At 69.0% G+C, this 24,076-nt stretch carries 37 protein-coding genes; 19 read left to right on the top strand and 18 right to left on the bottom strand.

What is annotated here, in order from left to right; genetic code table 11:
- Window positions 1-132: 132 nt before the first annotated feature.
- A complete protein-coding gene (locus WOA58_RS06455) occupies window positions 133-411 on the bottom strand; it encodes a helix-turn-helix domain-containing protein (RefSeq protein ID WP_340603358.1) in 279 nt (92 codons plus the stop codon).
- A gap of 140 nt (window positions 412-551) precedes the next feature.
- On the opposite strand from WOA58_RS06455, the gene WOA58_RS06450 reads away from it, so the two are divergent.
- The 4 genes from WOA58_RS06450 to WOA58_RS06435 all read left to right on the top strand — a co-directional run bounded on the left by WOA58_RS06450 (window position 552) and on the right by WOA58_RS06435 (window position 3,785).
- Complete coding sequence (locus tag WOA58_RS06450) at window positions 552-851, top strand: EMC6-like membrane protein (RefSeq protein WP_340603357.1); 300 nt, start codon at window positions 552-554, stop codon at window positions 849-851.
- A gap of 1 nt (window position 852) precedes the next feature.
- Window positions 853-2,667: a ribosome biogenesis/translation initiation ATPase RLI gene (locus tag WOA58_RS06445; RefSeq protein WP_340603356.1), complete on the top strand. Its 1,815-nt coding sequence runs from the start codon at window positions 853-855 to the stop codon at window positions 2,665-2,667.
- Window positions 2,668-2,771: 104 nt separating this feature from the next.
- Window positions 2,772-2,975: a hypothetical protein gene (locus WOA58_RS06440; RefSeq protein ID WP_340603355.1), complete on the top strand. Its 204-nt coding sequence runs from the start codon at window positions 2,772-2,774 to the stop codon at window positions 2,973-2,975.
- Between the two features lie 48 nt (window positions 2,976-3,023).
- A complete protein-coding gene (locus tag WOA58_RS06435; RefSeq protein ID WP_340603354.1) occupies window positions 3,024-3,785 on the top strand; it encodes an SDR family NAD(P)-dependent oxidoreductase in 762 nt (253 codons plus the stop codon).
- Between the two features lie 9 nt (window positions 3,786-3,794).
- Here the strand turns inward: WOA58_RS06435 and WOA58_RS06430 are convergent, their stop codons facing one another.
- Both WOA58_RS06430 and WOA58_RS06425 read right to left on the bottom strand, forming a co-directional pair.
- On the bottom strand, window positions 3,795-4,160 hold the full coding sequence (locus WOA58_RS06430) for a DUF7522 family protein (RefSeq protein ID WP_340603353.1): 366 nt from the start codon (window positions 4,158-4,160) through the stop codon (window positions 3,795-3,797).
- A gap of 38 nt (window positions 4,161-4,198) precedes the next feature.
- The gene (locus tag WOA58_RS06425) at window positions 4,199-4,720 is read right to left on the bottom strand and encodes an archaemetzincin family Zn-dependent metalloprotease (protein WP_340603351.1); all 522 of its coding nucleotides are present in this window, start codon (window positions 4,718-4,720) and stop codon (window positions 4,199-4,201) included.
- A gap of 40 nt (window positions 4,721-4,760) precedes the next feature.
- Between WOA58_RS06425 and WOA58_RS06420 the strand changes: the two genes are divergently transcribed.
- From WOA58_RS06420 to npdG, 3 genes are all read left to right on the top strand, one after another.
- Window positions 4,761-5,150, top strand: coding sequence for a UPF0146 family protein (locus WOA58_RS06420; protein WP_340603350.1), 390 nt, complete (start codon window positions 4,761-4,763; stop codon window positions 5,148-5,150).
- A gap of 31 nt (window positions 5,151-5,181) precedes the next feature.
- Window positions 5,182-6,054, top strand: coding sequence for a TIGR01548 family HAD-type hydrolase (locus WOA58_RS06415; RefSeq protein ID WP_340603349.1), 873 nt, complete (start codon window positions 5,182-5,184; stop codon window positions 6,052-6,054).
- 80 nt (window positions 6,055-6,134) lie between these two features.
- Window positions 6,135-6,803 carry an NADPH-dependent F420 reductase gene (npdG, locus tag WOA58_RS06410; protein WP_340603348.1) on the top strand — a complete coding sequence of 223 codons (669 nt, stop codon included), beginning with the start codon at window positions 6,135-6,137 and terminating at the stop codon, window positions 6,801-6,803.
- Between the two features lie 16 nt (window positions 6,804-6,819).
- On the opposite strand, the gene WOA58_RS06405 is transcribed toward npdG, so the two are convergent.
- Entirely contained in the window at window positions 6,820-7,089 is a 270-nt protein-coding gene (locus WOA58_RS06405) for a thioredoxin family protein (RefSeq protein WP_340603347.1), read from the bottom strand.
- Between the two features lie 109 nt (window positions 7,090-7,198).
- Here WOA58_RS06405 and WOA58_RS06400 point away from each other — a divergent pair, with 109 nt between their 5' ends.
- Genes WOA58_RS06400 through hisE form a run of 4 tightly spaced genes read left to right on the top strand, consistent with a single transcriptional unit; the run spans window position 7,199 to window position 8,790 of the window.
- A complete protein-coding gene (locus tag WOA58_RS06400) occupies window positions 7,199-7,363 on the top strand; it encodes a preprotein translocase subunit Sec61beta (RefSeq protein WP_340603346.1) in 165 nt (54 codons plus the stop codon).
- A gap of 38 nt (window positions 7,364-7,401) precedes the next feature.
- Window positions 7,402-7,992: a pyridoxal 5'-phosphate synthase glutaminase subunit PdxT gene (gene pdxT, locus WOA58_RS06395; RefSeq protein ID WP_340603345.1), complete on the top strand. Its 591-nt coding sequence runs from the start codon at window positions 7,402-7,404 to the stop codon at window positions 7,990-7,992.
- Between the two features lie 31 nt (window positions 7,993-8,023).
- Complete coding sequence (locus tag WOA58_RS06390; protein WP_340603344.1) at window positions 8,024-8,488, top strand: bifunctional nuclease family protein; 465 nt, start codon at window positions 8,024-8,026, stop codon at window positions 8,486-8,488.
- Window positions 8,485-8,790, top strand: coding sequence for a phosphoribosyl-ATP diphosphatase (hisE, locus tag WOA58_RS06385; protein ID WP_340603343.1), 306 nt, complete (start codon window positions 8,485-8,487; stop codon window positions 8,788-8,790). The genes WOA58_RS06390 and hisE overlap by 4 nt, the downstream gene beginning before the upstream one ends.
- Here hisE and WOA58_RS06380 read toward each other — a convergent pair.
- Both WOA58_RS06380 and WOA58_RS06375 read right to left on the bottom strand, forming a co-directional pair.
- A complete protein-coding gene (locus WOA58_RS06380) occupies window positions 8,787-9,107 on the bottom strand; it encodes an ASCH domain-containing protein (RefSeq protein WP_340603342.1) in 321 nt (106 codons plus the stop codon). The genes hisE and WOA58_RS06380 overlap by 4 nt on opposite strands.
- Window positions 9,108-9,132: 25 nt before the next feature.
- Window positions 9,133-9,504, bottom strand: a complete 372-nt coding sequence (locus WOA58_RS06375) for a DUF5518 domain-containing protein (protein ID WP_340603341.1) — start codon at window positions 9,502-9,504, stop codon at window positions 9,133-9,135.
- A gap of 82 nt (window positions 9,505-9,586) precedes the next feature.
- Here WOA58_RS06375 and WOA58_RS06370 point away from each other — a divergent pair, with 82 nt between their 5' ends.
- A complete protein-coding gene (locus WOA58_RS06370) occupies window positions 9,587-10,543 on the top strand; it encodes an NOG1 family protein (RefSeq protein WP_340603340.1) in 957 nt (318 codons plus the stop codon).
- A gap of 9 nt (window positions 10,544-10,552) precedes the next feature.
- On the opposite strand, the gene WOA58_RS06365 is transcribed toward WOA58_RS06370, so the two are convergent.
- The 3 genes from WOA58_RS06365 to WOA58_RS06355 all read right to left on the bottom strand — a co-directional run bounded on the left by WOA58_RS06365 (window position 10,553) and on the right by WOA58_RS06355 (window position 13,983).
- Window positions 10,553-11,278 (bottom strand): hypothetical protein, encoded by a 726-nt coding sequence (locus WOA58_RS06365; RefSeq protein ID WP_340603339.1) that lies wholly within the window; start codon window positions 11,276-11,278, stop codon window positions 10,553-10,555.
- Window positions 11,279-11,350: 72 nt separating this feature from the next.
- Entirely contained in the window at window positions 11,351-12,610 is a 1,260-nt protein-coding gene (locus tag WOA58_RS06360; RefSeq protein ID WP_340603338.1) for a DUF389 domain-containing protein, read from the bottom strand.
- Between the two features lie 50 nt (window positions 12,611-12,660).
- The gene (locus tag WOA58_RS06355) at window positions 12,661-13,983 is read right to left on the bottom strand and encodes a TIGR00341 family protein (RefSeq protein ID WP_340603337.1); all 1,323 of its coding nucleotides are present in this window, start codon (window positions 13,981-13,983) and stop codon (window positions 12,661-12,663) included.
- Between the two features lie 101 nt (window positions 13,984-14,084).
- On the opposite strand from WOA58_RS06355, the gene engB reads away from it, so the two are divergent.
- Both engB and WOA58_RS06345 read left to right on the top strand, forming a co-directional pair.
- On the top strand, window positions 14,085-14,705 hold the full coding sequence (engB, locus tag WOA58_RS06350) for a GTP-binding protein EngB (protein WP_340603336.1): 621 nt from the start codon (window positions 14,085-14,087) through the stop codon (window positions 14,703-14,705).
- Between the two features lie 51 nt (window positions 14,706-14,756).
- A complete protein-coding gene (locus tag WOA58_RS06345) occupies window positions 14,757-15,068 on the top strand; it encodes a hypothetical protein (protein ID WP_340603335.1) in 312 nt (103 codons plus the stop codon).
- Between the two features lie 3 nt (window positions 15,069-15,071).
- On the opposite strand, the gene ddh is transcribed toward WOA58_RS06345, so the two are convergent.
- Complete coding sequence (gene ddh, locus WOA58_RS06340; protein WP_340603334.1) at window positions 15,072-15,995, bottom strand: D-2-hydroxyacid dehydrogenase; 924 nt, start codon at window positions 15,993-15,995, stop codon at window positions 15,072-15,074.
- A gap of 113 nt (window positions 15,996-16,108) precedes the next feature.
- Entirely contained in the window at window positions 16,109-17,293 is a 1,185-nt protein-coding gene (locus WOA58_RS06335; protein ID WP_340603333.1) for an initiation factor 2B-like protein, read from the bottom strand.
- Window positions 17,294-17,403: 110 nt separating this feature from the next.
- On the opposite strand from WOA58_RS06335, the gene WOA58_RS06330 reads away from it, so the two are divergent.
- The 3 genes from WOA58_RS06330 to WOA58_RS06320 all read left to right on the top strand — a co-directional run bounded on the left by WOA58_RS06330 (window position 17,404) and on the right by WOA58_RS06320 (window position 20,517).
- On the top strand, window positions 17,404-18,690 hold the full coding sequence (locus WOA58_RS06330) for a polysaccharide deacetylase family protein (protein WP_340603332.1): 1,287 nt from the start codon (window positions 17,404-17,406) through the stop codon (window positions 18,688-18,690).
- Window positions 18,691-18,767: 77 nt separating this feature from the next.
- Window positions 18,768-19,517 carry a coenzyme F420-0:L-glutamate ligase gene (locus tag WOA58_RS06325; RefSeq protein ID WP_340603331.1) on the top strand — a complete coding sequence of 250 codons (750 nt, stop codon included), beginning with the start codon at window positions 18,768-18,770 and terminating at the stop codon, window positions 19,515-19,517.
- A complete protein-coding gene (locus WOA58_RS06320) occupies window positions 19,510-20,517 on the top strand; it encodes a 5,10-methylenetetrahydromethanopterin reductase (protein ID WP_340603330.1) in 1,008 nt (335 codons plus the stop codon). The genes WOA58_RS06325 and WOA58_RS06320 overlap by 8 nt, the downstream gene beginning before the upstream one ends.
- On the opposite strand, the gene WOA58_RS06315 is transcribed toward WOA58_RS06320, so the two are convergent.
- Window positions 20,468-20,677 (bottom strand): hypothetical protein, encoded by a 210-nt coding sequence (locus tag WOA58_RS06315; protein WP_340603329.1) that lies wholly within the window; start codon window positions 20,675-20,677, stop codon window positions 20,468-20,470. The genes WOA58_RS06320 and WOA58_RS06315 overlap by 50 nt on opposite strands.
- A 51-nt stretch (window positions 20,678-20,728) precedes the next feature.
- Here WOA58_RS06315 and WOA58_RS06310 point away from each other — a divergent pair, with 51 nt between their 5' ends.
- Together WOA58_RS06310 and yciH are read left to right on the top strand one after the other, a co-directional pair.
- On the top strand, window positions 20,729-20,872 hold the full coding sequence (locus WOA58_RS06310) for a DUF7573 domain-containing protein (protein WP_340603328.1): 144 nt from the start codon (window positions 20,729-20,731) through the stop codon (window positions 20,870-20,872).
- Between the two features lie 121 nt (window positions 20,873-20,993).
- Window positions 20,994-21,287 (top strand): stress response translation initiation inhibitor YciH, encoded by a 294-nt coding sequence (yciH, locus tag WOA58_RS06305; RefSeq protein ID WP_008415996.1) that lies wholly within the window; start codon window positions 20,994-20,996, stop codon window positions 21,285-21,287.
- Window positions 21,288-21,314: 27 nt separating this feature from the next.
- Here the strand turns inward: yciH and WOA58_RS06300 are convergent, their stop codons facing one another.
- From WOA58_RS06300 to WOA58_RS06275, 6 genes are read right to left on the bottom strand one after another with little or no spacing between them, the layout of a single operon-like run.
- A complete protein-coding gene (locus WOA58_RS06300) occupies window positions 21,315-21,692 on the bottom strand; it encodes a rhodanese-like domain-containing protein (protein WP_340603327.1) in 378 nt (125 codons plus the stop codon).
- Between the two features lie 34 nt (window positions 21,693-21,726).
- On the bottom strand, window positions 21,727-22,266 hold the full coding sequence (locus WOA58_RS06295; protein ID WP_340603326.1) for an NUDIX hydrolase: 540 nt from the start codon (window positions 22,264-22,266) through the stop codon (window positions 21,727-21,729).
- Complete coding sequence (locus WOA58_RS06290) at window positions 22,263-22,643, bottom strand: hypothetical protein (RefSeq protein ID WP_340603325.1); 381 nt, start codon at window positions 22,641-22,643, stop codon at window positions 22,263-22,265. The genes WOA58_RS06295 and WOA58_RS06290 overlap by 4 nt, the downstream gene beginning before the upstream one ends.
- A gap of 43 nt (window positions 22,644-22,686) precedes the next feature.
- Window positions 22,687-23,100 (bottom strand): DUF5809 family protein, encoded by a 414-nt coding sequence (locus WOA58_RS06285; RefSeq protein ID WP_340603324.1) that lies wholly within the window; start codon window positions 23,098-23,100, stop codon window positions 22,687-22,689.
- Between the two features lie 22 nt (window positions 23,101-23,122).
- Window positions 23,123-23,482 carry a DUF5810 domain-containing protein gene (locus WOA58_RS06280; protein ID WP_340603323.1) on the bottom strand — a complete coding sequence of 120 codons (360 nt, stop codon included), beginning with the start codon at window positions 23,480-23,482 and terminating at the stop codon, window positions 23,123-23,125.
- 31 nt (window positions 23,483-23,513) lie between these two features.
- The gene (locus tag WOA58_RS06275; RefSeq protein WP_340603322.1) at window positions 23,514-24,014 is read right to left on the bottom strand and encodes a GNAT family N-acetyltransferase; all 501 of its coding nucleotides are present in this window, start codon (window positions 24,012-24,014) and stop codon (window positions 23,514-23,516) included.
- Window positions 24,015-24,076: the final 62 nt, after the last annotated feature.

The following is a 24,076-nucleotide window of genomic DNA, read 5'->3' as shown; positions in this document are numbered from 1 at the left end:
TACAACCCGGTCCCTCGGGAAAGTACGACAGACACAGAAACGAGCGGGCTCGTGAACGAAGCGGCGATGGGAGCCCCGGATCGGGCGGCCGGCCCGCTCACGGGCCGGGGTGGGCCTGGGTGGGTCGTCCGGTTACTCGGCGCAGCAGGCCTCGTCGGGGCCGCCGTCGGCGACGATCGCCTGCTCGTCGAGGGTGTAGAGGTTCTGTCGGGCGTCGGCGAAGTAGATGTCCTCGTCGACGATCTCGATCTCCTGGAGGCGTTCGAGCGCGTAGCGCACCGTGCGTGCCGAGAGCATCGACTCGTTGACGATCTGCTTCTGGGTGAGCGACCCGTTGTACTCGAGCACCTTGAAGACGAGTTTCGCGCTCGGAGGAAGGTCCTCTATGGAGTCCGCGTCTGTTCCAGTCATCACTACGAATCGAAACGCGCCACGAGTATAAAGGTTGAGCATCCGTCCCACACGGTCGGTTCCGGTCCGCTGGACGGCTTTCGGACGATGGGGGATGCGTAAACGAACGGCTTTTGAGCCCCGGCAGCCGAACGTTTCGTATGGCAACCGAAGCGGTCGAACAGCGCGCGTCCCACATCCGGTCGGTGACGGTCACCGCGGCCTGCTCGCTCGCGGGGATCGGGGCGGGGGTCGCCTCCGCCGCGCTCGCGAGCGACGCGGCCGACCCCATCGCCCTCGTGGTGCTCGCCGCGCTCGTCTTCGTTCAGTTCCCCCTCCTCAAGGGAGTGGGGATCGTCGAGGAGTTCTCGATGAAGGACAAACTGTTCATCGGCTTCATGACGTTCTGTCTCTGGTTCGTCACTTGGGGCATCCTGCTCACCACCGGGGTCACGTTCTGAGATGGCCGACGACAGCATCGCCGTCGTCGACCTCGACAGGTGTCAGCCCGACCGCTGTAGCTACGAGTGTGCGAACTACTGTCCGCCCAACCGAACGGGCAAGGAGTGCATCACCCAGCGCGGCGAGGACGCGGAAGAGGGCGGGCCCGACCAGATCCGGATCTCCGAGGAGATCTGTCTCGGCGAGACCTGCGGTATCTGCGTCGAGAAGTGTCCGTTCGACGCGATCGAGATCATCAACCTGCCCCAGGAGCTCCAGGACGAGCCGGTCCACCGCTACGGGGAGAACGCCTTTTCGCTCTATGGCCTGCCGATCCCGATCGAGGGCCAGGTCACCGGGATCCTGGGTCCCAACGGGATCGGGAAGTCGACCGCGGTGAACATCCTCGCGGGCGAGCTCACCCCGAACCTCGGGCAGCACGAGGAGCCGCCGGGCTGGGACGCCGTGCTCGACGCCTACCGGGGCACCGAGCTCCAGGACTACATCCGCGAGGTCCGCGACGGCGAGGTTTCGGTCGCTCGCAAACCCCAGTACGTCGATCAGATCCCCAAGCAGTTCGACGGCAACACCCGACAGCTGCTCGAACACACCGACGAGCGGGGCGCGCTCGACGACCTCGTCGAACGGCTCTCGATCTCCCCCGTGATGGATCAGGCGATCGACGAGCTCTCGGGCGGGGAGCTTCAACGGGTGGCGATCGCGGCGTGTCTGGCCCGCGACGCCGACTTCTACTTCCTCGACGAGATCACACCCTATCTGGACATCGGCCAGCGGGTCACCGTCGCCCGCATCGTTCGGGAGCTCGCCGAGGAGGGCGATCGATCCATGCTCGTGGTCGAACACGACCTCGCGATCCTGGACCTGCTCTGTGACAACCTCCACGTCGCCTACGGTGAGCCCGGCGCCTACGGGGTCATCACCTCGCCCAAATCGGTCAGGAACGGGATCAACGAGTACCTCGCGGGCTACCTCGACAACGAGAACATGCGGATCCGCCCGGAGGCGATCGGGTTCGAACAGCACGCCCCGCGGACGGTCTCGCGAAGCGATCCCCTGATCGAGTACCCCGAGATGGAGAAGTCCTACGGCGAGGACGCGTTCTCGCTCTCGGTCGACGGCGGCACCATCCGCGAGGAGGAGGTGCTCGGGATCGTCGGGCCCAACGGGATCGGGAAGTCCACCTTCGCGAAGCTGGTCGCCGGGAAGCTCGAACCCGACGACGGGGAGTTCGAGACCGATCTGGAAGTCGCCTACAAGCCCCAGTACATCGAGATCGACCAGCCCATGCGCGTCGACGTGTTCCTCTCGTCCATTACTGATGACTTCGGCTCCTCGCACTGGAACACCGAGATCGCGAACCCCCTTCAGCTCTCCCGCATCATGGAGCAGAACCTCAACGACCTCTCGGGCGGGGAGCGCCAGCGCGTCGCCATCGCGGCCTGTCTCTCGAAGGACGCCGACCTGTTCCTGCTCGACGAGCCCTCCGCGCATCTGGACGTCGAACAGCGGGTGCTCGCGACCCGGGCGATCCGGCGATACGCCGAGACCCAGGACGCGACCGTCATGGTCGTCGACCACGACATCTACATGATGGACCTGCTCGCCGATCGCCTGCTGGTCTTCGAGGGCGAGCCCGCCCATCACGGCCACGCGAGCCAGCCCCAGGGGATGCGCGACGGGATGAACGAGTTCCTCGCGAACCTCGACATCACCTTCCGCCGCGACGAGCGCACCGGCCGCCCGCGGATCAACAAACCCGGCAGCCAGCTCGACCGCCAGCAGAAGAAACAGGGCGAGTACTACTACGCGCCCTGACGGCCTCGCCGTGCTCGTCCCGCGACCGGTACGACCCCCGTAACACCCGGCGAAGCGGGCCGAACGGCCGAACCCTTATCCGAGCGCCCCACCTCGAAGGACCGATGGGACTCTTCGAGAAGGCGGGCCGCGAGGTCGAACGGTTCAAGCGCCAGGCCGAGTCGGCGGTCGGGGAGATGACCGACGACGGCGAGAACGACGAGCCCGCCGAGGACGACGAACTCGGCGGGGACGACAGCTCCGGCGAAGGCGACGAACCCGGGACGGAACGGGCCGACCCGGACGACGACGCCGACGGCCCGGCCTGAGAGCCGACCCGGGCCGGGATTTAAGCCCACTGCGCCCGCCCTGCCGGTATGTCAGTTCTCGACGCGTTCGACTGCTCGGGGCAGGTAGCCGTCGTCACGGGCGCGAGCCGCGGGATTGGGCGGGCGATCGCGCTCGCGCTCGCCGAGGCGGGCGCGGACGTGGTGCCCGCCGCCCGTTCGGAGGACGCGCTCGAAACCGTCGTCGAGGGTATCGAGGAACGGGGCGGCGACTCGCTTCTCCAGCCCATGGACGTCACCAGCGAGGGCGAGGTCCGCGCGCTGTTCGATCGGGTCGACGAGGAGCTGGAATCGCCCGCCGTCCTCGTGAACAACGCCGGGATCAACCCCGACGACGCCCTCGGGAAACCCGAGGCGGTCGAGATGGACGGCTACGACCGGACGCTCGACGTCAACCTCCGTGGAGCCTTCCTCTGTACGAAGGTCGCGGGCGAGGGCTCGGTGGAGTCGGTCGTCAACGTCGCGAGCGTCGGCGGCGTGGTCGGCCTGCCGCGCCAGCATCCCTACGTCGCCTCGAAACACGGCCTGGTAGGGCTCACCAAGAGCGCCGCGCTCGACTGGGCGCCCGACGTGCGGGTCAACGCCGTCGCGCCGGGCTACGTCGCGACCGAGCTGACGAAGGGGGCGATGGAGAACGAGGAGCTGAAGGAGTCGCTGCTCTCGCGCACCCCGCTGGAGCGGTTCGCCGAGCCCGAGGAGATCGCCGCGCCCGTCGTCTTCCTCGCGAGCGACGCCGCCAGCTACGTCACGGGTGCGTGTCTGAGCGCCGACGGCGGCTGGTCGGCCCAGTGACGGGGGTGCTCACTCCTCGCGGAGGATGCTCTGGATCGCCTCGACGAGCTCGCCGAAGCGGTCCATCGTCAGGTCGCCGGTCGTAACGTAGACGCCCTCCTCATCGCCGATCACGCGGACGAGATGGCCGAACTCGAAGACGCGGATGGTGTACTCGTAGTCGCCGAGCTCCGACCACTCGTAGGTGCGCTGGCTGGAGAAGCCCTGGCGCTCGTTCTCGGCGAACGCTTCGGGGTCGTTGCCGCGTTCGAGGTCATCGCGCAGGTAGAGGTGGTCGTACTCCTCGGGGGTGAAGTAGGTGACGCTGCGCAGCTCGTCGCCGACGGTGGTTCGACACGCCGATACCAGCTCGTCCGCGACTTCCTCGGATACCATATTCTCGCCTTCGGGACGACGATCCATCAACCCTTTCCTCAGAGGACCGACCGCTGACAGGTCCCACAGAGGTTCTGCTCCTTGATGTCGACCTCCCGGACGGTCGGCGAGAAGTTCATCACACAGCGGTTGTTGTCGCAGTGCTCGAGCCCCATCGTGTGGCCGATCTCGTGGACGACCTCCTTTCTGACTCTATCGCCGAAGATCTCGCTCGCGCTCCTCTCGGAGAAGCCGCCGTCGCTCGAGGTCTGGAGGCGGTAGGTGGAGATGACGCTGCCGTTGCCGTCGAGGTAGGCCAGCCCGAAGACGTAGTTGCGCCGCCGGTAGAAGAGGTCCTTCGCGGTGATCGCGATGTTCTTCTCGCCGTCGCCGATCCGGGAGGCGAGCTCGATGAACTCCTCGGCGCGGTGTTGGTTGCGGTTCGCGTCGTACGCGCCGGAGGGGATCGACTGCTCGTCGTGCACCGTCACGTCACACTCGTAGACCGACCGCAGCCCCGAGGAGGCCTCCCGTTTGACCGCGGCCGGGAGCTCCCCGATCGGCACGATGTCGACATGCATGAAAAGGGGTATGGTGTAGCGTATGATAAGTATCACGGCCATGGAACCCGCCACGGTCGCCGGTCTCGCAGACGAACTCGCCGCCTACGACGAGCTCGTCGAGGTCGGGATCGGCCGGCGGACCGACGTGGCCCGCGCGCTCGCGGACCGGGGGCGCCGGGTCACCGCGACCGACGTCCATCCTCGAGAAACCCCCGACGGCGTCCTGTTCGTCCTCGACGACGTCGTCGAGCCCGATCCGGCGATCTACGACGAGGCGGGGGCGATCTACGCGCTGAACCTCCCCCCGGAGCTGCACCGCCCGACCCGCGATCTCGCCCGCCGGGTCGACGCCGACCTGCTGTTCACGACGCTGGGCGGGGACGCTCCGGAAGTGCCGGTCTCCCGGCGCGCCCTCCCGCGGGAGACGCTGTTCGTCGCGGAGCGATAGCCCCATAGCCGACGACCCCACAGGGGTCGGTATGCACGCAGACTGCGTCGTCCTCGACGTCGACGGGGTTCTCGTCGACGTCGCCGACTCCTACCGGCGGGCGATCGTCGAGTCAGTCGAGCGCGTCTATGACGCCACCATCGAGAAGGAGGGGATCCAGGCGTTCAAGGACGCCGGCGGGTTCAACAACGACTGGGAGCTGACCGACGCGGCGGCCCTGTTCGTCCTCGCGCGCCAGGAGGGCTATCCCGAGTCCGTCGAGGGGTTCACCGACCGGATCGCGGAGCGGGGTGGCGGGCTCGACGCCGCGGAGGCCGTCGTCGAGGCGGCGCTCGCGCCCGAGGTCGCCGAGCGAGTCGCCGGGCGCTGGGATCGCGAGCGCCTCCGGGAGGTCTTCCAGTGGCTCTATCTCGGCGAGGAACTGTACCGCGAGCTCGAGGGCGAACCGCCGGGGGGCGTTCCGGACGACCACGCCGGCTTCATCCACGGCGAGCCGGTCCTGCTCAACGCGAGCACGAGGGAGTGGCTCGCGGAGCGTCCGGTGGGCGTCCTGACCGGCAGGCCGGCCGCCGAGGCGGAGATCGCCCTCTCGCGGGTCGGCCTCGCCGTCCCCGACGACCACCGGTTCACGATGGACGACTGGGGGGAGGGCAAACCCCATCCCCGGGCGCTGGTGACCCTCGCCGAGCGGTTCGAGGCCGGCTCGGTCGCGTTCGTCGGCGACACGCTCGACGACGTGCGCACGGCGACGAACGCCGCGGAGGCCGACCCCGAGCGGGAGTACCACGGCATCGGCGTCCTCACCGGCGGGCTGACCGGCGAGGAGGGCAGACGGAAGTACGAGGCGGCGGGCGCGGCGGCGGTGCTCGACTCGGTCAACGACCTGCCGGTGCTGCTCGAGTGAGCGCCCCGTCAAGCGAGCGCTCCGCCCGCCTCGGTTGCCACTCTCGGAAGCTTTAGGCCGCGTCCGTCGTCAGTTCCCGTATGCGAATCGCACTCTGTGGCGGCACCGGCGACATCGGCGCGGGGCTCGCGCTGCGCTTCGCCTGCGACACCGACCACGAGCTCCTGATCGGCTCGCGCGACCCCGAGAAGGCCCGCGCGACGGTCGAGGAGTACCGTGAAACGCTCGAAGATCGGGACCTCGAGGCGTCGATCAAGGGGTTCGACAACGCGATGGCCGCCGACCGCGCCGACGTGGTGGTGCTCGCGGTCCCGCCCTATCACGTCCGCGACACCGTCGAGTCGATCGCCGACCGGCTCGATTCTTCTACTACGCTCGTCAGCCCCGCCGTCGGGATGCAGCGCGACGATGCGGGTCTCCACTACAACCGGCCCTCGGCTGGCAGCGTGACGGCGATGGTCGCCGCGAGCGCCCCCGACGAGGTCCCGATCGTCGGGGCGTTCCACAGCCTCTCGGCGGGCAAGCTCGCGGACCTCGATCGTGAACTCTCCGAGGACACGCTGCTCGTGGGCGACGACGAGGACGGGCTCGATACCGTCGAACGGCTCGCCGAGGGGATCGAGGGGCTTCGCGCCCTCCGTGCGGGCCCGATCGCGAACGCCGCGGAGGTCGAGTCGCTGACGCCGCTGCTGATCAACCTCGCGGGGAACAACGCGGACCTCCACGACGTGGGGGTCCGCTTCGAGTAAGGGTCGGTTCTCCGTTCTACGCGCCGGCGTCCTCGAGGGCGCTCTCGAGGTCGTCGCGCTGGGTCACGCCGACGAACCGCTCGACGACGCCGTCGTCGTTCTCGACGATCAGGGTCGGCAGCGAGCGGACCTGGTACTCGTTTGCGGTCTCCTGGTCCTCGTCGACGTTGACCTTCTCGACGCTGAATCGGTCCTCCCAGTCCTCCTCGAGCTCCTCGAGGATCGGGTCCTGGGTCTTGCAGGGGCCACACCAGTCGGCGTAAAAGTCTTTCAGGGTTACAGCCATCGTTCACGATAGGCTACCCACCGGAATCGGATAAGCGTTTCCTAACCGGCGCCCCTCGCCGAGCGGGAACAGCGAAAGGTTTAGGTACCGGTACGACGCCTTCGTAATTATGAGCAGCGGACAGAACAGCGGCGGGCTGATGTCGAGCGCCGGACTGGTTCGGTACTTCGACGCCGAGGACCGCAACGCGATCACGGTCGACCCGAAGGCGGTGATGGTGTTCTGTGTCCTCTTCGGCATCTTCGTCCAGATCCTGAACGCCGTCGGCGTGTAGGCGCGAGGTTTTTGGGTCGTTCGTCTCTACTCCCCTCCATGAGTCTCGTCGCCGGCGTCCTCGCCGTCCAGGGTAACGTCTCCGAACACGCACAGGCGCTCGCCCGGGCGGGCGCCGCCTACGACACCGGGATCGAGGTCCGGGAGGTCCGCTCGTCGGGCGTCGTCCCCGACTGTGACCTCCTCTGTATGCCCGGCGGGGAGTCGACGACGATCTCCCGGCTGGTCCACGGCGAGGGGATCGCTCCCGAGATCCGCGAGCACGTCGAGCGAGGAAAGCCCCTGCTCGCGACCTGTGCGGGGCTGATCGTGGCCGGTCGGGGTAGTGACGACCGGGTCGAGACCCTCGGCCTGCTCGACGCCGAGGTCGAGCGGAACGCCTTCGGCCGGCAGGTCGACAGCTTCGAGACGAATCTGGACGTCGCGGGCCTCGACGAGCCGTTCCCGGCGGTCTTCATCCGCGCGCCGGCGGTGGTCGACGCCGGATGCGAGGTGCTCGCGACGGTCGACGATCGATCCGTGGCCGTCCGCCAGGGCCCGATCGTGGGGACGGCGTTTCATCCCGAGCTCACCGACGACCCGCGGCTCCATCGCCTCGCCCTCCTCGAGTCGCCGTCGGTCACACCGTAGGTCTTTAGGCGTCCGCGCCGTCCGAGCGGGTATGGACGCCACCATCGATTCGGTGCGTGTCGCCGGCACGCCCGACGGTCCGGTCCCCGTCGTCGTCCTCGCCGCGGAGGGCGAGGAGGACGTCCTCCCCATCTTCATCGGCTTCGAGGAGGCCAACAGCATCGCCCACGGCATGGACGCCTACGACATCGGCCGCCCGCTGACCCACGACCTCCTGCTCGACGTGATGGAGGAGCTCGGTGGGCGCATCGAGCGCGTCGAGATCACCGAGGTCAGCGGCGAGGGGACCTACATCGCGGACCTCCACCTCGAGGGACCCCGCCAGTCGCTGACCGTCGACGCCCGCCCGAGCGACTCGCTGGCGTTGGCCGCCCGAACCAACGCGCCCATCGAGCTCTCGAACGAGGTGTTCGAGCAGGGCCGCCAGGCCGGCGAGCAGTTCGAGGAGCTCGCGGACATCCGTGAGGTCGGCGAGCTCATGGGGGACGAGCCGTGAACGACGGGGGCGAGCCCGCCGACGACGTCGTCGACGAGCTCTTCGCCGTCATCGAGGACCGAAAGGCGGAGCTGCCGGAGGGCTCCTACACGGCCTCGCTGTTCACCCACGAGAAGGGGGAGAACGCGGTCCTCGAGAAGCTCGGCGAGGAGACCACGGAGGTGATCCTCGCCGCGAAGGACGACGCGAACGACGAGCTGGCCGCCGAGTCGGCCGACCTGGTCTACCATCTACTAGTTCTTTTCTCGATGAAGGACATGGATCTCGAGGACCTCCGCGCGGAGCTCGAGGAACGGCGCTAACGACGCTCGAACCGGTAGCTGACGATCTCGCTCGTCCCGTCCCACTCGAAGTCGCTCCCGTGGACGGCGACCATCCGTTCGCGGTAGGACTCGAGGTCCGCAGAGCCCTCGCGCCTCGCGTCCTCGTCGGTCAGCTCGCCCAGCGTCCGCTCCTCGACGTCGACGACCGCGAACGTCTCGTCGTCGAGCTCGAAGGTGTCGCCCTCCTCGGCGTAGCGGTTCGTCGCGCCGCGGCTGAGCTGGGTCACCTCGCCCTCCTTCACCGCGCTCTTCACGTGGTCGTTCGGCAACAGCGCGTCGGGGTCGATCTCTCCCATACCTCCTTCCAGGGGCCGGCCCGCCTTAGTCGTTCAGCACCGCGCCGATCGCGCCGGCGACCGCGCTCTCGACGGCCATCACCAGCGCGATCACCGCGGCGACGGCGAAGACGCCGAAGCCCGTGAGCGCGCCGGCCGCCCCGCCGACGGGCCCGCCCGCGAGCCCGACGACCGCGATCGCGAGCCACAGCAGCAGGCCGACGACGAGCCCGCCCAGACTGCCCGCCAATAGCCCGTGCCAGAACCCGCGCGCGAGGCCGCCGCGTGCGACGTAGCCGGCGACGAACCCGCCGACCAGCCCCGCCGTGAGCTGGCCCAGCCCCGGGATCGCGAGGCCGATCGCGCCCACGAGAAACGTCACCACGAACCCGTAACCCACCGCGCGCCAGTCCGTCATACCCTTCTGTTGGATCGGGAACGATAAAAACGCGACGACGCCAAAGCACGGCCTTTTATAGCGCGCGGGCGTATCGAGCGGTATGATTTTCGAGGACCTCCCGACGACCCCGAGATCGGAGGAACTCATCGACAAGGCGTTCTCGCGGGCGGCCCGGTCGGGGCGGGCCAAAAGCGGCGCGGAGGCCCAGCAGTCGATGCTCCAGACGGCGTCGAACATCCTCTCGGACAACCTGGAGAACGTCGTCACCTCCTGGCCCGACTTCGACCTGGTCGACCCCTTTTACTACGAGCTGGCCGACGCGCTGGTCGACGTCGACGAGCTCAGACAGAGCCTCTCGGAGGTGGGGTGGGCGAGCCGCAAGACCAAGGAGATCGGCCGGGAGTACCAGAGCAAGCTCCGGGGCGACGCCGACCTCGCACGAAAACACCGCAAGCAGGCGTTCGCGCGCCTCGCAAACGTTGTCGAGGAGGTCGAGGACGACCTCCTGATGATCGGCGAGGCCCGCGACCAGCTGCGGGACCTCCCCGACATCGACCCCGACGAGCCGGCGATCGTCGTCGCGGGCTACCCCAACGTCGGCAAGTCGACGTTCGTCAACCACGTGACGAACGCCCGCCACGAGACGGCGACCTACCCCTTCACGACCAAGGGGATCGGCGTCGGTCACCTCACGCGCGACCACATCCGCTACCAGCTCGTCGACACGCCCGGGCTGCTCGATCGCCCGCCGGAGGACCGAAACGAGATCGAGTCCCAGGCCGTGAGCGCGCTGACCCATCTGGCCGACTGCGTGCTCGTCTTCGTCGACGCCAGCGCGGCCTGTGGCTACCCGCTCGAGGCCCAGCTGACGCTCCGGGATGCGGTCGAGGCGCAGTTCGACGTGCCGGTGCTCACCGTCTGTAGCAAGGCCGACCGCTCGCGGGACATCGAGGCTGACTTCTATCTGAGCGTCGAGGAAGGGGAGGGCGTCGAGGAGCTCGTCGACGGCGCGATCGAGGCCGTCGGCTACGAGCCCGAACTGCCCTTCGAAGGATAGCGCGGCGGGTTACTCCTCTTCGTCGTCCTCGTCGTCCGCTCCGACCTCGTCCTCGAGCTCCTCGGCAGCCTCGTCGACTTGCTCGTCGAGCTCCTCACCGGCGTGCTCGACCTCCTCTGCAGCCTCGTCGGCTTCCTCCTCCAGTCGACCGGTCGTCTCCTCGACGCGGTCGTCGAGCTCCTCGGCGGTCCCGACCGCGTCCTCGGCACGCTCCTCGACGGTGTCCTGGGTACGGTCCGCGACCGACTTCACTACGTTCGCCGCCGTGCTCGTGACCCCCACCGCCGTCTCGGCGAGCAGCTCCGTGCGGTCGGTCGCCTCCGCCGCGGCGTCGTCGGTCCGCTCCGCGGTCGAGTCCGCGACCTCGCGCGTCTGTTCGCCGGCCTCGCTTGCGAGCTCCTCGGCGGTCGCGTCGGGCCCGCCGGAGACCGTATCGACGGCCTCGTTCGCGAGCTCCTCGACTGACTCGGGTTGGTTGGCGACGTACGCGAGCGCCGTCGTCACCCCCAGCAGGAACACCAGCCAGAGGAAGCTCCCGCCGCTGCCGCCGCTCTCGCTTTCCGCCGTCTCCTCGCCGTCCTCCTCGCTCTCCGACCCGTCAGTCGGTGGTTCGCTGGCCTCGAGGTCCGACTCCTCGATGGCCTCCTTGACGATCTCCTTGAGCGGCTCGCGGACGAGCTCGGTGACGGTGTTCGCGATTCGCTCCTTCCGGTCGGCCGATGGGTTCTGTTGCATGGTGGGATCCCGTCGGTCCTGTTTCTTCCGAACGGTCAAAAACGGCTTTGTCGGAACAAGTGATACGAACGGCTATCGGGCCGTCTGGTACTCCTGGAACTGCACGCGGACCTCGATCTCGCGGTCGCTGCTGTCGCCGAGGCGCTCCTCGATCCCGTCGGCGACGTCCTCCGGCGGATCGCCCTCGCCCTCGTGGGTCGCCTCGACCGTCACCGTCTCGGGCCCGGTGAACGGCGAGAGGTCGCCGTACTCCATCCGGACGGCGATCGCCTCGACGTCCTCGTGTTCGGAGAGCTCGGCGTGGACGGCTTGGTGGACCGTCCGTTCGTGGCTCACTTGGCTCGCGGTCGCGGCGCCGGCGAGCACCACCACCGAGAGCAGCAGGACGACCGCGACGACGACCCGAACGGAGCGCCACGAGCCCGCCGTCAGCGCGCGGTCGGGCCGGTAGCCGAGCGCGAACAGGACGGCCGTGCCCGAGAGGTTGATCGCCACGAGGGTGATCACCAGCAGGACGAGCGTGCCGGCGGCGATCAGGGGGTCGGCCCACGCGACGGCGATCCCGGTCGCCGCGGCCGTCGGGATCAGCGCCGCGGCGATCATCACGCCGATCAGCGACATCGGGCCCTTGGTCGTGAGCCCGAAGGCCGCGGCCGCGCCCGCCGCGGTGCCGGCGATCAGCGCGAGCAGCGTCGGCGAGACCCGGACCCCGATCAGCTCGATCGAGCCGAGCGCGAGCTCGGGCTGGGCGAACAGCCCCCAGCGGACGAGCCCCGCCAGCGCGGCCGCGCCGGCGACCGCCGCCACGAGCCCCATCGCCTGTAGGCGGATGCTCGCGGCGAGCATCTCACGGTCGCCGAGCACCGCCCCCACGCTCGCGGTGAGCGCGGGCCCGACGATCGGCGCGATCACCATCGAGCCGACGACGATCGCCGGCGAGTCGCTCAACAGCCCGGCGGTGGCGATCCACGCCGCGAGCAGCATGAGCGCGAGGAACGACCAGGTGTCGTTGCTCATGTCGCTGGCCTTCGATTTGAGCTCGCGCGGCGTCAGCGGGTCGAAGTCGTCGGCATAGCGGTCCATCAGCGTCTCGGTGTTGGGCGTGTGGGCGCTCTCGACCTGGCTGATCACCGTATACGTCTCCTCGTAGCCCGCCTCGTCGAGCGAGCCCAGCACGTCGCCGACGGCGTCGGTCGGCAGGGGGAACTCGATGAGGGCCGCATCGCCGTCGGCGCTCTCGCCGCTGACGACGTAATCGACGTCCTTGCCTTGCAACACGGAGACGACCGACTCGCGGTCGTCGTCGTCGACGAGGATCCGGACAAGTCGCACGTCAGCCCCTACGAAGGGGGGCCGAAAAAGACTGCCCCCGGCAGCGGCCGCTATCGCTCCTCTATTTCGATGAATTGGACCTGAACCGATACCTCCTCGTCAGCACGCTCGTTGATCCGCTCGTGGAGTTCGTCGGCGAGCGCTCCGCGTTCGCCCTCGTCGGCTCCGTAGCCGACGGTCACCGTCACGTGGCTGATCGTCTGGGTGAAGTCGACGATGGCGCCCTGTTCGTACGCGGTCTCGTCGCCGACCTCGGACTCGACCTCGAGCAGCGTGAGGTGGTCGTACTCGGCCTGCTCGAGGGTGGTCTCGATGTCCTCGTCGATCCCCTGCTGGAGCGTCGAGGCCTGATGCGAGGAGACCGTCACGGCCCCGAGGAACGCCGACAGCACGAGGACGATCGTCGTGAACACGACGACGTTACGGAAGAGCTTGCGCTCGACCGCGTCGGTCTCGAACCACTGGCGCGGTCGGTAGCCGGTGTACCAGAGCGTCACCAGCCCCGCGAGGTTGACCGAGACGGTGTTGACCAGCACGAGCACCGTCGCGCCGATCGCCGGCAGGGCGAGCCCCCAGGCGATCGCGATCCCGGCGGCCGCGGCGGGCGGGATCAGGGCGGCGGCGATCATCACGCCGACGATCGCGACCGAGATCCCCGTCGAGAGCGCGAGCACGCCGGCGACGCCGGCCCCGAGCGCGACCGCCAACAGGAGGAGGTCGGGCGTGAAGCGCTCGCTGATCTCGTCGATCGCCGCGAGCTCGACGCCCGGGGGGACGATCTGTGCGGTCTTCAGTAGCCAGGCGAAGACCGCCGCCCCCGCGATCGCGAGCCCGAGGCCGAGCGCCTGGTACTTGACCCCCGTCCAGAACAGCTCGTCGTCGTCGGTGACGGTGCCGACGCTTGCGGCCAGGGCCGGCCCGATCAGCGGCGCGATCACCATCGATCCCACCACCACCGCCGGCGAGTCGAGCAACAGCCCGGCGGTCGCGACGACCGCGCTGATCAGCGTCATCGTCGCGTAGACCGGGAACGTCGGCGTCATGTCGCTCGCCTCGGCGTGGAGCTCCTGTCTGGAGATCCGTTCCTCGTCGGTGTCGTCGGTCGCGTACTTCTCCTCGAGGTCGTCGAACTGTCGGGAGACCACCGTGTTGGCGTCGACGACGACCGTGTAGGACTGGTCCTCGAGCCCCAGTTCCTCGAGCATGTCCAGCACCGGTTCGACGGCGTTGTCGGGCAGCGGGAAGTAGACGACGCCGGTGTACTCGCGGCCGCTGGTCTCGTCGGTCACGACGTAGTCGATCCCCTCCCCGTCGAGCGCCCCCAGAACGGCCTCGCGCTTGCCGGCCGGGATCGTGACTTGTACCAGGCGCACACCACCGGTTTACCCGGCGTGTGCAAATAACCCTCGGAAGGTCGGATGCGCCGGGCACGCGTAACCGACAGGATGACCCGTCCCCGCCGGCTACCCGAACCATGTTCGAGGGGCGACCCGACCGGGACAGCGAGATCGTCTTCGTCGGCCGGTCGAACGTCGGCAAGTCGACGCTGATGCGGGCGTTCACCGGCCACGACTTCACCACGGGACAGAAGCCCGGCGTGACCCGATCGCCCAACCACTACGACTGGGCGGGCCAGGACTTCGTCTTCACCGACCTGCCGGGCTTCGGGTTCATGGAGGGCGTCGACGAGGACGCACGGGAGACGATCAAGACCGACATCGTCCGGTATATCGAGGACCACAGCGAGGAGATCCGCGCCGGCGTGCTCGTCGTCGACGGGAAGGCCGCCGTCGACATCATCGACCGCCACGAGTCCCGTGGCGAGATCCCCCACGACGTCGAGATGTTCGGCTTCCTGCGCGAGGTAGGGATCCCCACGGTGGTCGCGGTCAACAAGATGGACAAGGTCGACGACCGCGACGAACGGCTGGACGCGCTCTGTGACCGCCTGGGCCTCCCGGGGCCCTGGCAGCAGTGGCGCGATACGATCGCGCCGATCTCGGCCAAACGCGACCAGCTCGACCCCCTGCGGGAGGCCCTCGCCGAGCACCTCCGCGAGCAGAACCGCGACGATCTTCTCGGGTTCGTCGTCTGACTTGCGACAGCAGGCTCAACCCACTTCCGGACGACGGCGTCATGAAGGCCCATGGTCATGGAGAGCTACACGCTGACGGTCGCCGAGAGCGAGACCGGCGACGGGCTCGACGTCGACGTCTACAACGAGGACGGGACGATCGACGCCTCGACCTGGGTCGGCTACGAGGATCACGGCGTCACCGCCGAGGAGGTCGACGACCCCGCCACCTACGAGTCGGAGTTCACCGCCGACGTGATGACCCTCGACCTGCAGGTCGAGCGCGACGACGGGGGGTTCCTCGTGCGGGTGCTCGGCGACCAGGAGACGCTCGCCGAGGAGCGCCTCGACGACGAGGAATGGGGCCTCGCGGGCGGTTCGTAGGGCTCAGACGACCCGGTTCTCGAAGGGCTCGTCCGCCCCGACCCGCTCGAGGTTCGTTTGAACGAGCCCGGCGATCGACTCGTAGTAGCCGCGCGTGTAGGCCGCCGCGTGGGGCGTGACGAGCACATCCTCCATCGTCCAGAGCGGCGAGCCCTCCGGCAGAGGTTCCTCGGCGAAGACGTCGAGCGCCGCGCCGCGGATCCCCTCCTCATCGAGCGCCGAGATGAGCGCCTCCTGATCGACGACGCCTCCGCGAGCGACGTTGATCAGGTGGCTCCCCTCGTCCATCGCCGCCAGCTCCGCCTCGCCGATCAGCCCCCGCGTCTCCTCGGTCAGCGGGGTCGCGAGCGCGACGAAGGTCGGCCCCGCGATCGCCTCGTGGAGATCACCGCTCGCGTAGACCCGATCGACGCCCTCGACGGGCTCGCCGCTGCGGCGGACTCCCGTGACCTCCATTCCCAGCGCGTTCGCCCGCTCGGCGATCCCGCGTCCGAGGGTGCCGAGGCCCACCACGCAGACCGACTCGCCCGCGAGGGTGAACGGCACGTCCCACGCGGGACGATCCCACTCCGTTCGCTCCTGCTGGCGGGCGTACTGGCCGAGCCGGCGCGCGAGCATGAGCATGTAGCCCGCCACCGTCTCGCCGACGCTGTCGCCGTGGATCCCGGTGCTGTTGGTGAGGACGACCCCCCGATTTTCCAGCTCGTCGAGCGGGAACCGGTCGTAGCCCGCCTGGATCGAGTGGATCCAGTCACAGTCGAGGAACTCCTCCTCGTGGGCGAACGTGACGACCCCGTCGCACTCGCGCGCGCTTTGGTCGTCGACGATCCCGACGTCCGGGCCCGTCCCGGACAGCGCGTCGCGGAGCTGCTCGGGCGGGAAGACGGCGCTCACCGAGTCGTGAATGCCGAGCCGATCGATCTGCATGGTTGGGACTCACGCACGGGGGGGTTGAAGCTTGCGAGAACGTGACGGCTCGGGTGAATCCCTCGTCACACGGGGCTCGGTTGGGGTAACCCTCGTCACTGCCGTCGCTTTTCCTACCCCGTCGAGCCGTTTGACCCTTTCCACCGCGAGCGGCGTTCGTGATCGGACGCCGCCGCTTCGATCCCGTCGGCATCCAGTACCCCCTCCTCGGTGATCACGCCGGCCACGAGTTCCGGCGGCGTGCGGTCGAACAGCGGGCAGTCGACCCCCACCCGATCGTCGTCCGTGAGGGCCCCGCGGTCGACCGATTCCAGTATCGGCGACTCCGACGGGCTGACCTTGTCGACGGCGGCCACGGCGTGGACCGGCACCCCCTCGCGGGCGGCGACGACCGCGGTCGTCCGCGTGCCGACCTTGTTGATCACGCTCCCGTCGGCGAGGACGGTGTCCGCACCCACGAGAACGTGATCGACCTCTGGCATGACGTGCGAGACGGCGGCGTCGAGGGTGACCGTCACGTCGAGCGACCCGGCGAGCTCCTCGGCCACGTCGGCCCCCTCGCGGTCCGGCCGCGACTCGAGGACCACGATCCGGTCGGGCTCGCCCGCCGACAGCGCCCCGCGGACCGTCCCCGAGCGCGAGAGCGTCAGCACGATCCCCTCGATCAGTTCCGCGGCGCGCTCGGCGGCCCGCCGGTCGGCCCCGGCCGCGCGGTCGATCCCCGCCTTCGCCGCGTCCTCGAGGGCGGCGGCACCTTTCGATCCGCCGGCCTCGAACATCGCCCGATTGACCCGGTTTCCGAGCGCCGCCATGCTCGGACGGGCCTCCAGCAGGTCGGTCGCGCGCTCGACCAGCGCCGGCGGGTCGGCCCCCTGGGCCGCCCGGTCGCGAAGCACCTCCAGCGCCCGGATCGAGAGATACGCCGAGCCATGAGTCCGATCGTCGCGGACGCTCCCGACCGACGGCGAGACCGCCCTATAGGCTTGCCAGCGGCCGGGCGGTCCGTCGTGACGGAGCGCCGTCGGGTGGACCCAGTCCGCCCTCTTCCCCACTCCGTTCGGCTCGCAGTCGAACAGGAACGGGTGGAGTCGTCGATCGTCGACCTCCACCGGGTCGCCGGCACGCACGAGGGTCGCTTCCCCGTCGGGGAGCCACTCGCGGGCGAGCTCCCGGGCCGTCCCCTCGAACCCCTCCTCTCCATTTCGTACTGGAACGTCCCACTCCCCGTCGGCCGTCCCCCGCCGGACCAGGAGCACCCGCCCGTTCGCCCGGAGAAACGGGATCACTGTCTCGGACATGGATTCACTCGCGTCCGATCCGTATTCAATACCCGCCCGCTCGGACATAATTCGGCCGTTTAACACCTAATTAACTATACATAACTGAACCGTACAGATCTATCGACGACATGACCAAGCAACACCGCAGAGCATTCCTGGCGACCGTCGGACTGGGCTCGGCCGCACTCGCAGGCTGCACGGGCTCGCTCGACTTCGGAAACGGGGACGACGACGACAACGACGACGGCGACGACACTGACAACGGCAACGACGACGGGACCGACGTCGAGGACGACTACGAGGAGGCGGACGTCACCGCCCCTGCGATCGCGTCAGGCGATCTGGTCGACGACTTCGAGGAGCTCGACTGGCACCCGATGGACGACGACCACACGACCGTCGAGGAGAGCGACGACGCACTCGTCGGCGACCACTCGATGCTCGTCGAGAGCGACGAGGAGGACCAGGCCGGCGCCTTCCGCGTCTTCCAGGACGGCCTCGACATCGAGGGCCAGCACCTCTCGTTTGCCGTGAAGGTCGACTCGCCCCTGCCCGCCCGCGTGATCCTCGAGGCCCGCGCGCCCGGCCGGTCCGACCAGCTCACTAGCGCCCGGTCGATCCCCACCGAGTTCGACGGCTGGATGCGCGTCGAGGCCGGCTGGACCGGCGAGCGCGGCGAGCCGAACCTCGGAAACATCCAGGAGCTGCGGATCTGGGTCGAGCCTCGACAGGGTGCCGAGGGCTCGATCAGCTTCCGGGTCGACGACATGCGCGCGACCGAGAGCGGCGACCAGGGCTACGTGGTCCTGACGTTCGACGACAGCGTCGAGAGCCAGTATACGACCGCGCTGCCGATGCTCGAGGAGCGCGGCTGGCCGGGCGTCGCGGCGATCATTCCCGATTCGCTGCACCGCCCCAACCGGCTCACCCTCGATCACTGTCGCGAGATGCGCGACGCCGGCTGGGACGTCTCGGCGCACCCACACACCGCGCTGCCCGACGGGTTCGACTCGAGCGAGGACCGCGTCCGCTACCTCCAGAACGCCCGTAACTACATCGCGAACCGGATCCACGAGGAGGGCGCGCGCCACTACTTCGCGCCGTACAACCGGATGGACGCCGAATCGATCGAGGACGTCCGCGAGGTCTACGAGACCTCCTTCATCTTCGGCGGCCAGCCCGGCGCTGCTCCGCCCGCTGAGGGCCACATGCTCCCGCGGGTCAACGGCCACGACGCCTCGGACCTGACCCGGCTGTTCGATCTGGCGGCCGACTACAACCAGGTCGTCGTCACGATGGTCCACGGCGTCGGCGACCTCGACGACGTCAGCGAGGAGGCCTTCGCGGAGGTGCTCGACGAGATCGAGGCCCGCGACCTCGAGGTCGTCACCGTCTCGGACCTGCTCGACGCCTGAACACCGCCCTTGCTTCGGCCCTCCCCCATCCTCGCCGGTGTCGGCGGCCTTTTCACCCGCGCACGCCGATACCGGCTATGCAGCTTCGACCCGTCTCCGGGCTCCCGGAGATCCGGCCCGGCGACGACCTTGCCTCGCTTCTCGCCGAGCGGATCGACCCCGGGCCCGACTCCGTTCTCTGTCTCGCGAGCACCGTCCTCTCGAAGGCCGAAGGGCGGTTCGCCGCCCTCGAGGAGTTCCCCGCCGGCCCGCGCGCCCGCGAGATCGCCGCCCGTCTCGAGGAGCGTACCGGCGAGGAGAAGGACCCCCGATTCGCCCAAGCCGTCCTGGAGGAGAGCACGGAGCTCCTCATGGAGTCGCCGTTCCTGCTCACCGAGACCCGCTTCGGCCATATCTGTGTGAACGCCGGGATCGACCGCTCGAACACCGGCGGCGAGGACCTCCTCCTGCTTCCCAAACACCCCTCCGAGAGCGCCGCCCGCCTCAGCGAGGCCCTCTCCGTGCCGGTGATCGTCACCGACACCTGCGGGCGCCCCTTCCGCCACGGTCAGCGTGGGGTCGCGATCGGCTGGGCGGGCATGCCCGCGAGCCGCGACTGGCGCGGCGAGCACGACCGCGACGGCCGCGAGCTCGGGGTCACGGTGGAGAACGTGATCGACGAGCTGGCGGCCGCGGCGAACCTCGTCGCCGGCGAGGGCGATGGAGGAGTGCCCGCCGTCCTCGTCGAGGGCTTCGAGTTCGGCGGGATGGCGGGCAGCGACGAACACTTCCGCGAGGTCGAGGACGACTACGTCCGCCAGGCTCTTCGGGGGTGGAGTCATGAGTGAGCGTCGCTTCGAGGGAACGAAGGGCATCGAGATCACCCCCGAGCACCCCGTCGAACGCGTCGGCGAGTTCGGCGCGCGCGCGGAGGCGGCGGGCTTCGACACGGCGTTCGCGAGCTGTCACTACAACAACCGCGACCCCTTCGCCGCCCTCTCGGAGATCGCCCGCCGGACCGACGCCATCCGACTGGGTCCGGGCGTCGCGAACCCCTATGAAACCCATCCCGTGACGCTGGCCTCGCGGGTCGCGACCCTCGATGAGTTCAGTGACGGCCGGGCGGTCTTCGGGATCGGGGCCGGCGACGCCTCGACGCTCTCGAACCTCGGCTACGAGCGCGACCGGCCGCTCCGACGCGTGCTGGAGTCGTTCAAGGTCGCCCGGGAGATGTGGGACGGCGAGCGCGTCACCCACGAGGGGACCTTCCAGGCGGTCGACGCGGGGCTGAACTACGAAGTCGGCGAGATCCCCGTCTACGTCGGCGCGCAGGGGCCACACATGATCCGCATGAGCGCGAAACACGCCGACGGCGTCCTCCTGAACGCCGCCCACCCCGACGACTTCGCGTGGGCGGCCGACCAGGTCGAGAAGGGGCTCGACGAACGGCCCGACTCCCGCGGCGAGTTCGACTTCGCGGCCTTCGCGAGCCTCAGCGTCGCCGAGGACGGCGAGGCGGCCCGCGAGGCCGCCCGTCCGCCCGTGGCGTTCATCGCCTCGGGGGCCGCCCCGCCGGTGTTGGATCGCCACGGGCTCGACCGGGAGCTGGCCGGGAGGATCGGCGAGCACATCGGTGCGGGGGAGTTCTCCGAGGCGTTCTCGCTGGTCTCGGAGGGGATGATCGACGCGCTCTGTATCGCTGGCACGCCCGAGGACGTCGAGGAGAGAATCGGGGAAATAACTGACTACACGGATAGTTTCGTCGCCGGCTCGCCGCTGGGGCCCGACATCGAGGGGGCTATCGCTCTTGCGGGGGCGGCGATCGACCGATCTGGTCGGGGAGGATAGTGTCGAGGATCCCGCCGATGGCGAGCCCGAAGAACACGAGGATCGAGCCCCCGAGGAGCAGGTTGGCGATGAGGATGAGCACCGCGGCGATCGGGTCGCCGAGCGCGACCTCCGTCGTGTAGCCGATCAGTTCGAAGACCTCGGCGATCGGATTGACCATACCGCCCGTTCGATCGGGGGGTACTTGTGTGTGCTGTTCCTCCCCACGCGTATGGACGAGGACGCGGCCGAACCGCTCCGGCCGACCTACGGCTGGTCGCCCGGCCCGGTCGCCTGCGGGCGGTGTGGCGAACCGACGAGGCGTCGCTGGCGCGAGGACGACCGGCTGGTCTGTCCCGCCTGTAAGTCCTGGTAGCTCGGCGGCCCGTCCACCCGCCGCGGGGTCGACCGTCGCCGTCGATCGGATCCGCTTTCCGACCGCCTCGATGGTGGTCCCCGACAGTGTTTAATAGGTCGATTTCGTACGTTGGACTGTAATGTCGGAAGTCTGCTCGACGTGTGGATTGCCCCAGGAACTCTGCGTCTGCGAGGACGTCGCGAAGGAGTCCCAACAGGTCAACATCCGCATCGACGAGCGCCGCTACGGGAAGGAAGTAACGATCATCGAAGGACTCGACCCCCGCGACGTCGACCTGAGCAGCCTGTCGTCGGACCTCAAGTCGAAGTTCGCCTGCGGGGGCACCGTCGAGGACGGCTCGATCGAGCTCCAAGGCAACCACAGCGGTCGCGTCGAGGACTTCCTCCGCGACAAGGGCTACTCGGTCGCCTGATCCGATCATCGTAATCCCGCCGACGCCTCAGAACGGCGCGTCGGCGTCCGCCCCGGTTTCCGATTCCTCGCTTTTCTCGAGCTCGTAGTCGCGGCTCCAGGCGTCGAGCCCGCCCGCGAGGCTCCTGACCTCGCCGTCGGTCCCCTCGTAGGACTCGATGATCCGCATCGCCTGCAGGCTCGCCTGTCCCTTCGGACAGACGGTGACGACCCGCTCCTCGCCCGCGAGCTCCTCGACCTCCCGGGGGAGCGTCTGGAACGGGACGTTCTCGCTGCCGGGGATCGACCCCCGGTCGAACTCGCCGGCCGACCGGATGTCGACGATCCGCACGTCCTCGCCCTCCTCGAGCAGCGCGTTGAGCTCCTCTGGCGTGATCTCGTCGTCGCTTATCTCTCCGTCGCTCATGGCCCGGCGGTAGTCGCCGGGCGTGGATAAATCCCTAGAGCAGCCCCTCCTCGCGGGCGAGCAACAGCCCCTCGACCGTCGCGTCGTTGGTCGGCTCCTCGCGGCCCCGTTCGAGGGCCTCCTCTACGGGAACCGACCGCACCGTGAGGAACTCGTTGTCGTCGAGTTCCTGCTCCGTGGGAGTGAGCCCCTCCGCGAAGACGATCGCGCGCTCGTGGCGCATTGCGCCGGTCGCGACCCACATCCGCTGGAGCAGGGAGACGCCGTCGGCCTCGAAGCCCGTCTCCTCGCGCAGCTCCCGGGCGCCGGCCTCGGTCGCGGACTCGCCGTCCTCGATGATGCCAGCAGGAAGCTCGAGGTGGGTCTGGCCGATCGCGGGGCGGTACTGCTCGACGAAGACGACCTCCTCGCCCGTCGAGGCGACTACGACGGCCGCGGGCGCGAGCTCGGCCCAGTAGTACTTCTTCTCCGAGCCGTCGGGCTGCTCGACCAGGTCATACCCGCCAGTGTACCAGCCGGTCTCGTACTCGGTCACGGACTCGAGGACCTCCCAGTCCGCGTCGGGATCGCTCATACCTCGTCTGTGACCTCCACCCGATAAAGCGTGCCGTCTCGCTCGACGTAGGCCGCCTCGCCGTCGACGGCCTCGTCGTTCAGCTGCTCGACGGCCCCCAGCTCGTCGTACGGCGTGTGGGTGAACCATTCTTTGACCCCGAAGCGGTCGTCCTCGTAGGGCTCGGACGCGCCGGTCTCGAGGGCCTCGCTCATGTAGGGGTAGCGCCCCTCGTCGATCTCGTCCGCGTCGACCGCGGGCCGGTCCTCGTCGATCTCGCTCGCGGTCATGACGACGGTCTCGCCGCCGCCGAGGTACTGCGGGAGCGCCCCCAGCGCGAGCAGCGCCAGTATCGAGAGGCCGATCGCCAGCAGGGTGAGCCGCTTCGCTCGTCGCACGGGTAGTATTGAGACGGCTCGCGAAAAGCGGTTTCGAACCGGCTCACTCGAACAGCGGGCGGTAGAGCTCGCCGAACGCCTGCCGGCGCAGGGTGCCCCGCGCGGCCTCGGGCTCGTTCTGGTAGGTCGCCGCGATCGCCCGCCCGTCGAAGGCGTGCCAGACGGCCCGATCGACGTTCTCGCTGCCCATCACCTCGACCTCGCCCGAGAAGCCCTCGCGCCACTCCTCGAACGCCTCGCGCGAGTCGTCCCGTACTTCGAGCAGCGAGGCGAACAGCGCGTCGCGGGCGGTCTCGATCACTTCGCCGGAGACCCGCTCGCGGTACTCCTCGCGGTCGAACCCCATCGCCTTCGCGACCTCGCGGGTCACGACCTGTGCGCTCGGGCCCACCGACTCCCAGAGCTCGCGTGCCTCCTCGGGCGATTCGGGGGCGAACCAGCCGTGGCTCTCGGTCATACTCCCCGTTCCCCGGCGGGCCTTATTCCTCCTCGGATTCGTACATCTCGCGGGTCATCGCCTCGGCCTCCGCGAGGACCTCGCTTGCCTCCCCGCCCATCGCCTGGCGGCCGCGCTGGGGCGGAACCGCGTCCTCGAAGCGCCCGGCGCCTCCACGGTTTCCGGTCGTGTCCTCGAAGACCGTCTCGAACTCCTCCTCGGTCGCGAACGCCGCGGCCCGCTCGCCGAGCTCCTCGGGGCCCATCCCCTCCCAGTCGGGGACGTGCTCGTCGAGCCACTCCTCGTGGCCCTCCCGGCCGAGCATGGCGCTGAACGCGAGGTGGTTCGCCAGATGCGTCTCGTCCTGCTGGGGGATCTCACAGACCGGACAGGCGTAGCCCATACCCCCTGTAGGGTTCGGGCTCCTAACGGCCTTACGCCTCGATCGAACGCTCCATCACGAGCGCGGTCTCGCCGTCGGCGTAGTACCGCGGGATCCGCCGCTGGATCTCGAAGCCGAACTCCCGATAGAGCGCGATCGCGGGCTCGTTGTCCTCGCGGACCTCGAGCTTGACCCGGGCGTCGCCCTCGCGGGCGAGGATCGACAGGCCCGCCGAGAGCAGCCGGCGCCCGATCCCCTCGCCCCGCCGGTCGGGCGCGACCGCGAGGTCCTTGACGTGGCCGATCACGTGCCCGTGGTTGGGAACGCTGTCGGCGACGAGGTAGCCGACGACCCGCTCGTTCCCGGTCTGGGCGACCCGGCCGCCGCCCCCCTGCTCCGAGCCCTCGACGGCGACGAGGAACGCGGGCTCGCCGAGGAAGCTCTCGAACGCCGAGAACGGCCACGGCTGGGGAAAGGAGGCCTTCTCGATGCGGTAGACGGCGAGGAGGTCGGCCTGCGTGGCCGCTCTGAGTTCGACGGCGTCCGCGTTCACGGTCGGGCTACGGACTCCGCGCTCAAAAACACTGCAGCATCGAAAGAACGGAAGTCGGTCGT

Origin of the sequence: Halalkalicoccus tibetensis (assembly GCF_037996645.1) — an archaeon.
Classification (GTDB): Archaea; Halobacteriota; Halobacteria; order Halobacteriales; family Halalkalicoccaceae; genus Halalkalicoccus; species Halalkalicoccus tibetensis.
The sequence above is the reverse complement of the archived record's forward strand: the minus strand, read 5'-3'. Positions and strand labels throughout refer to the sequence as shown.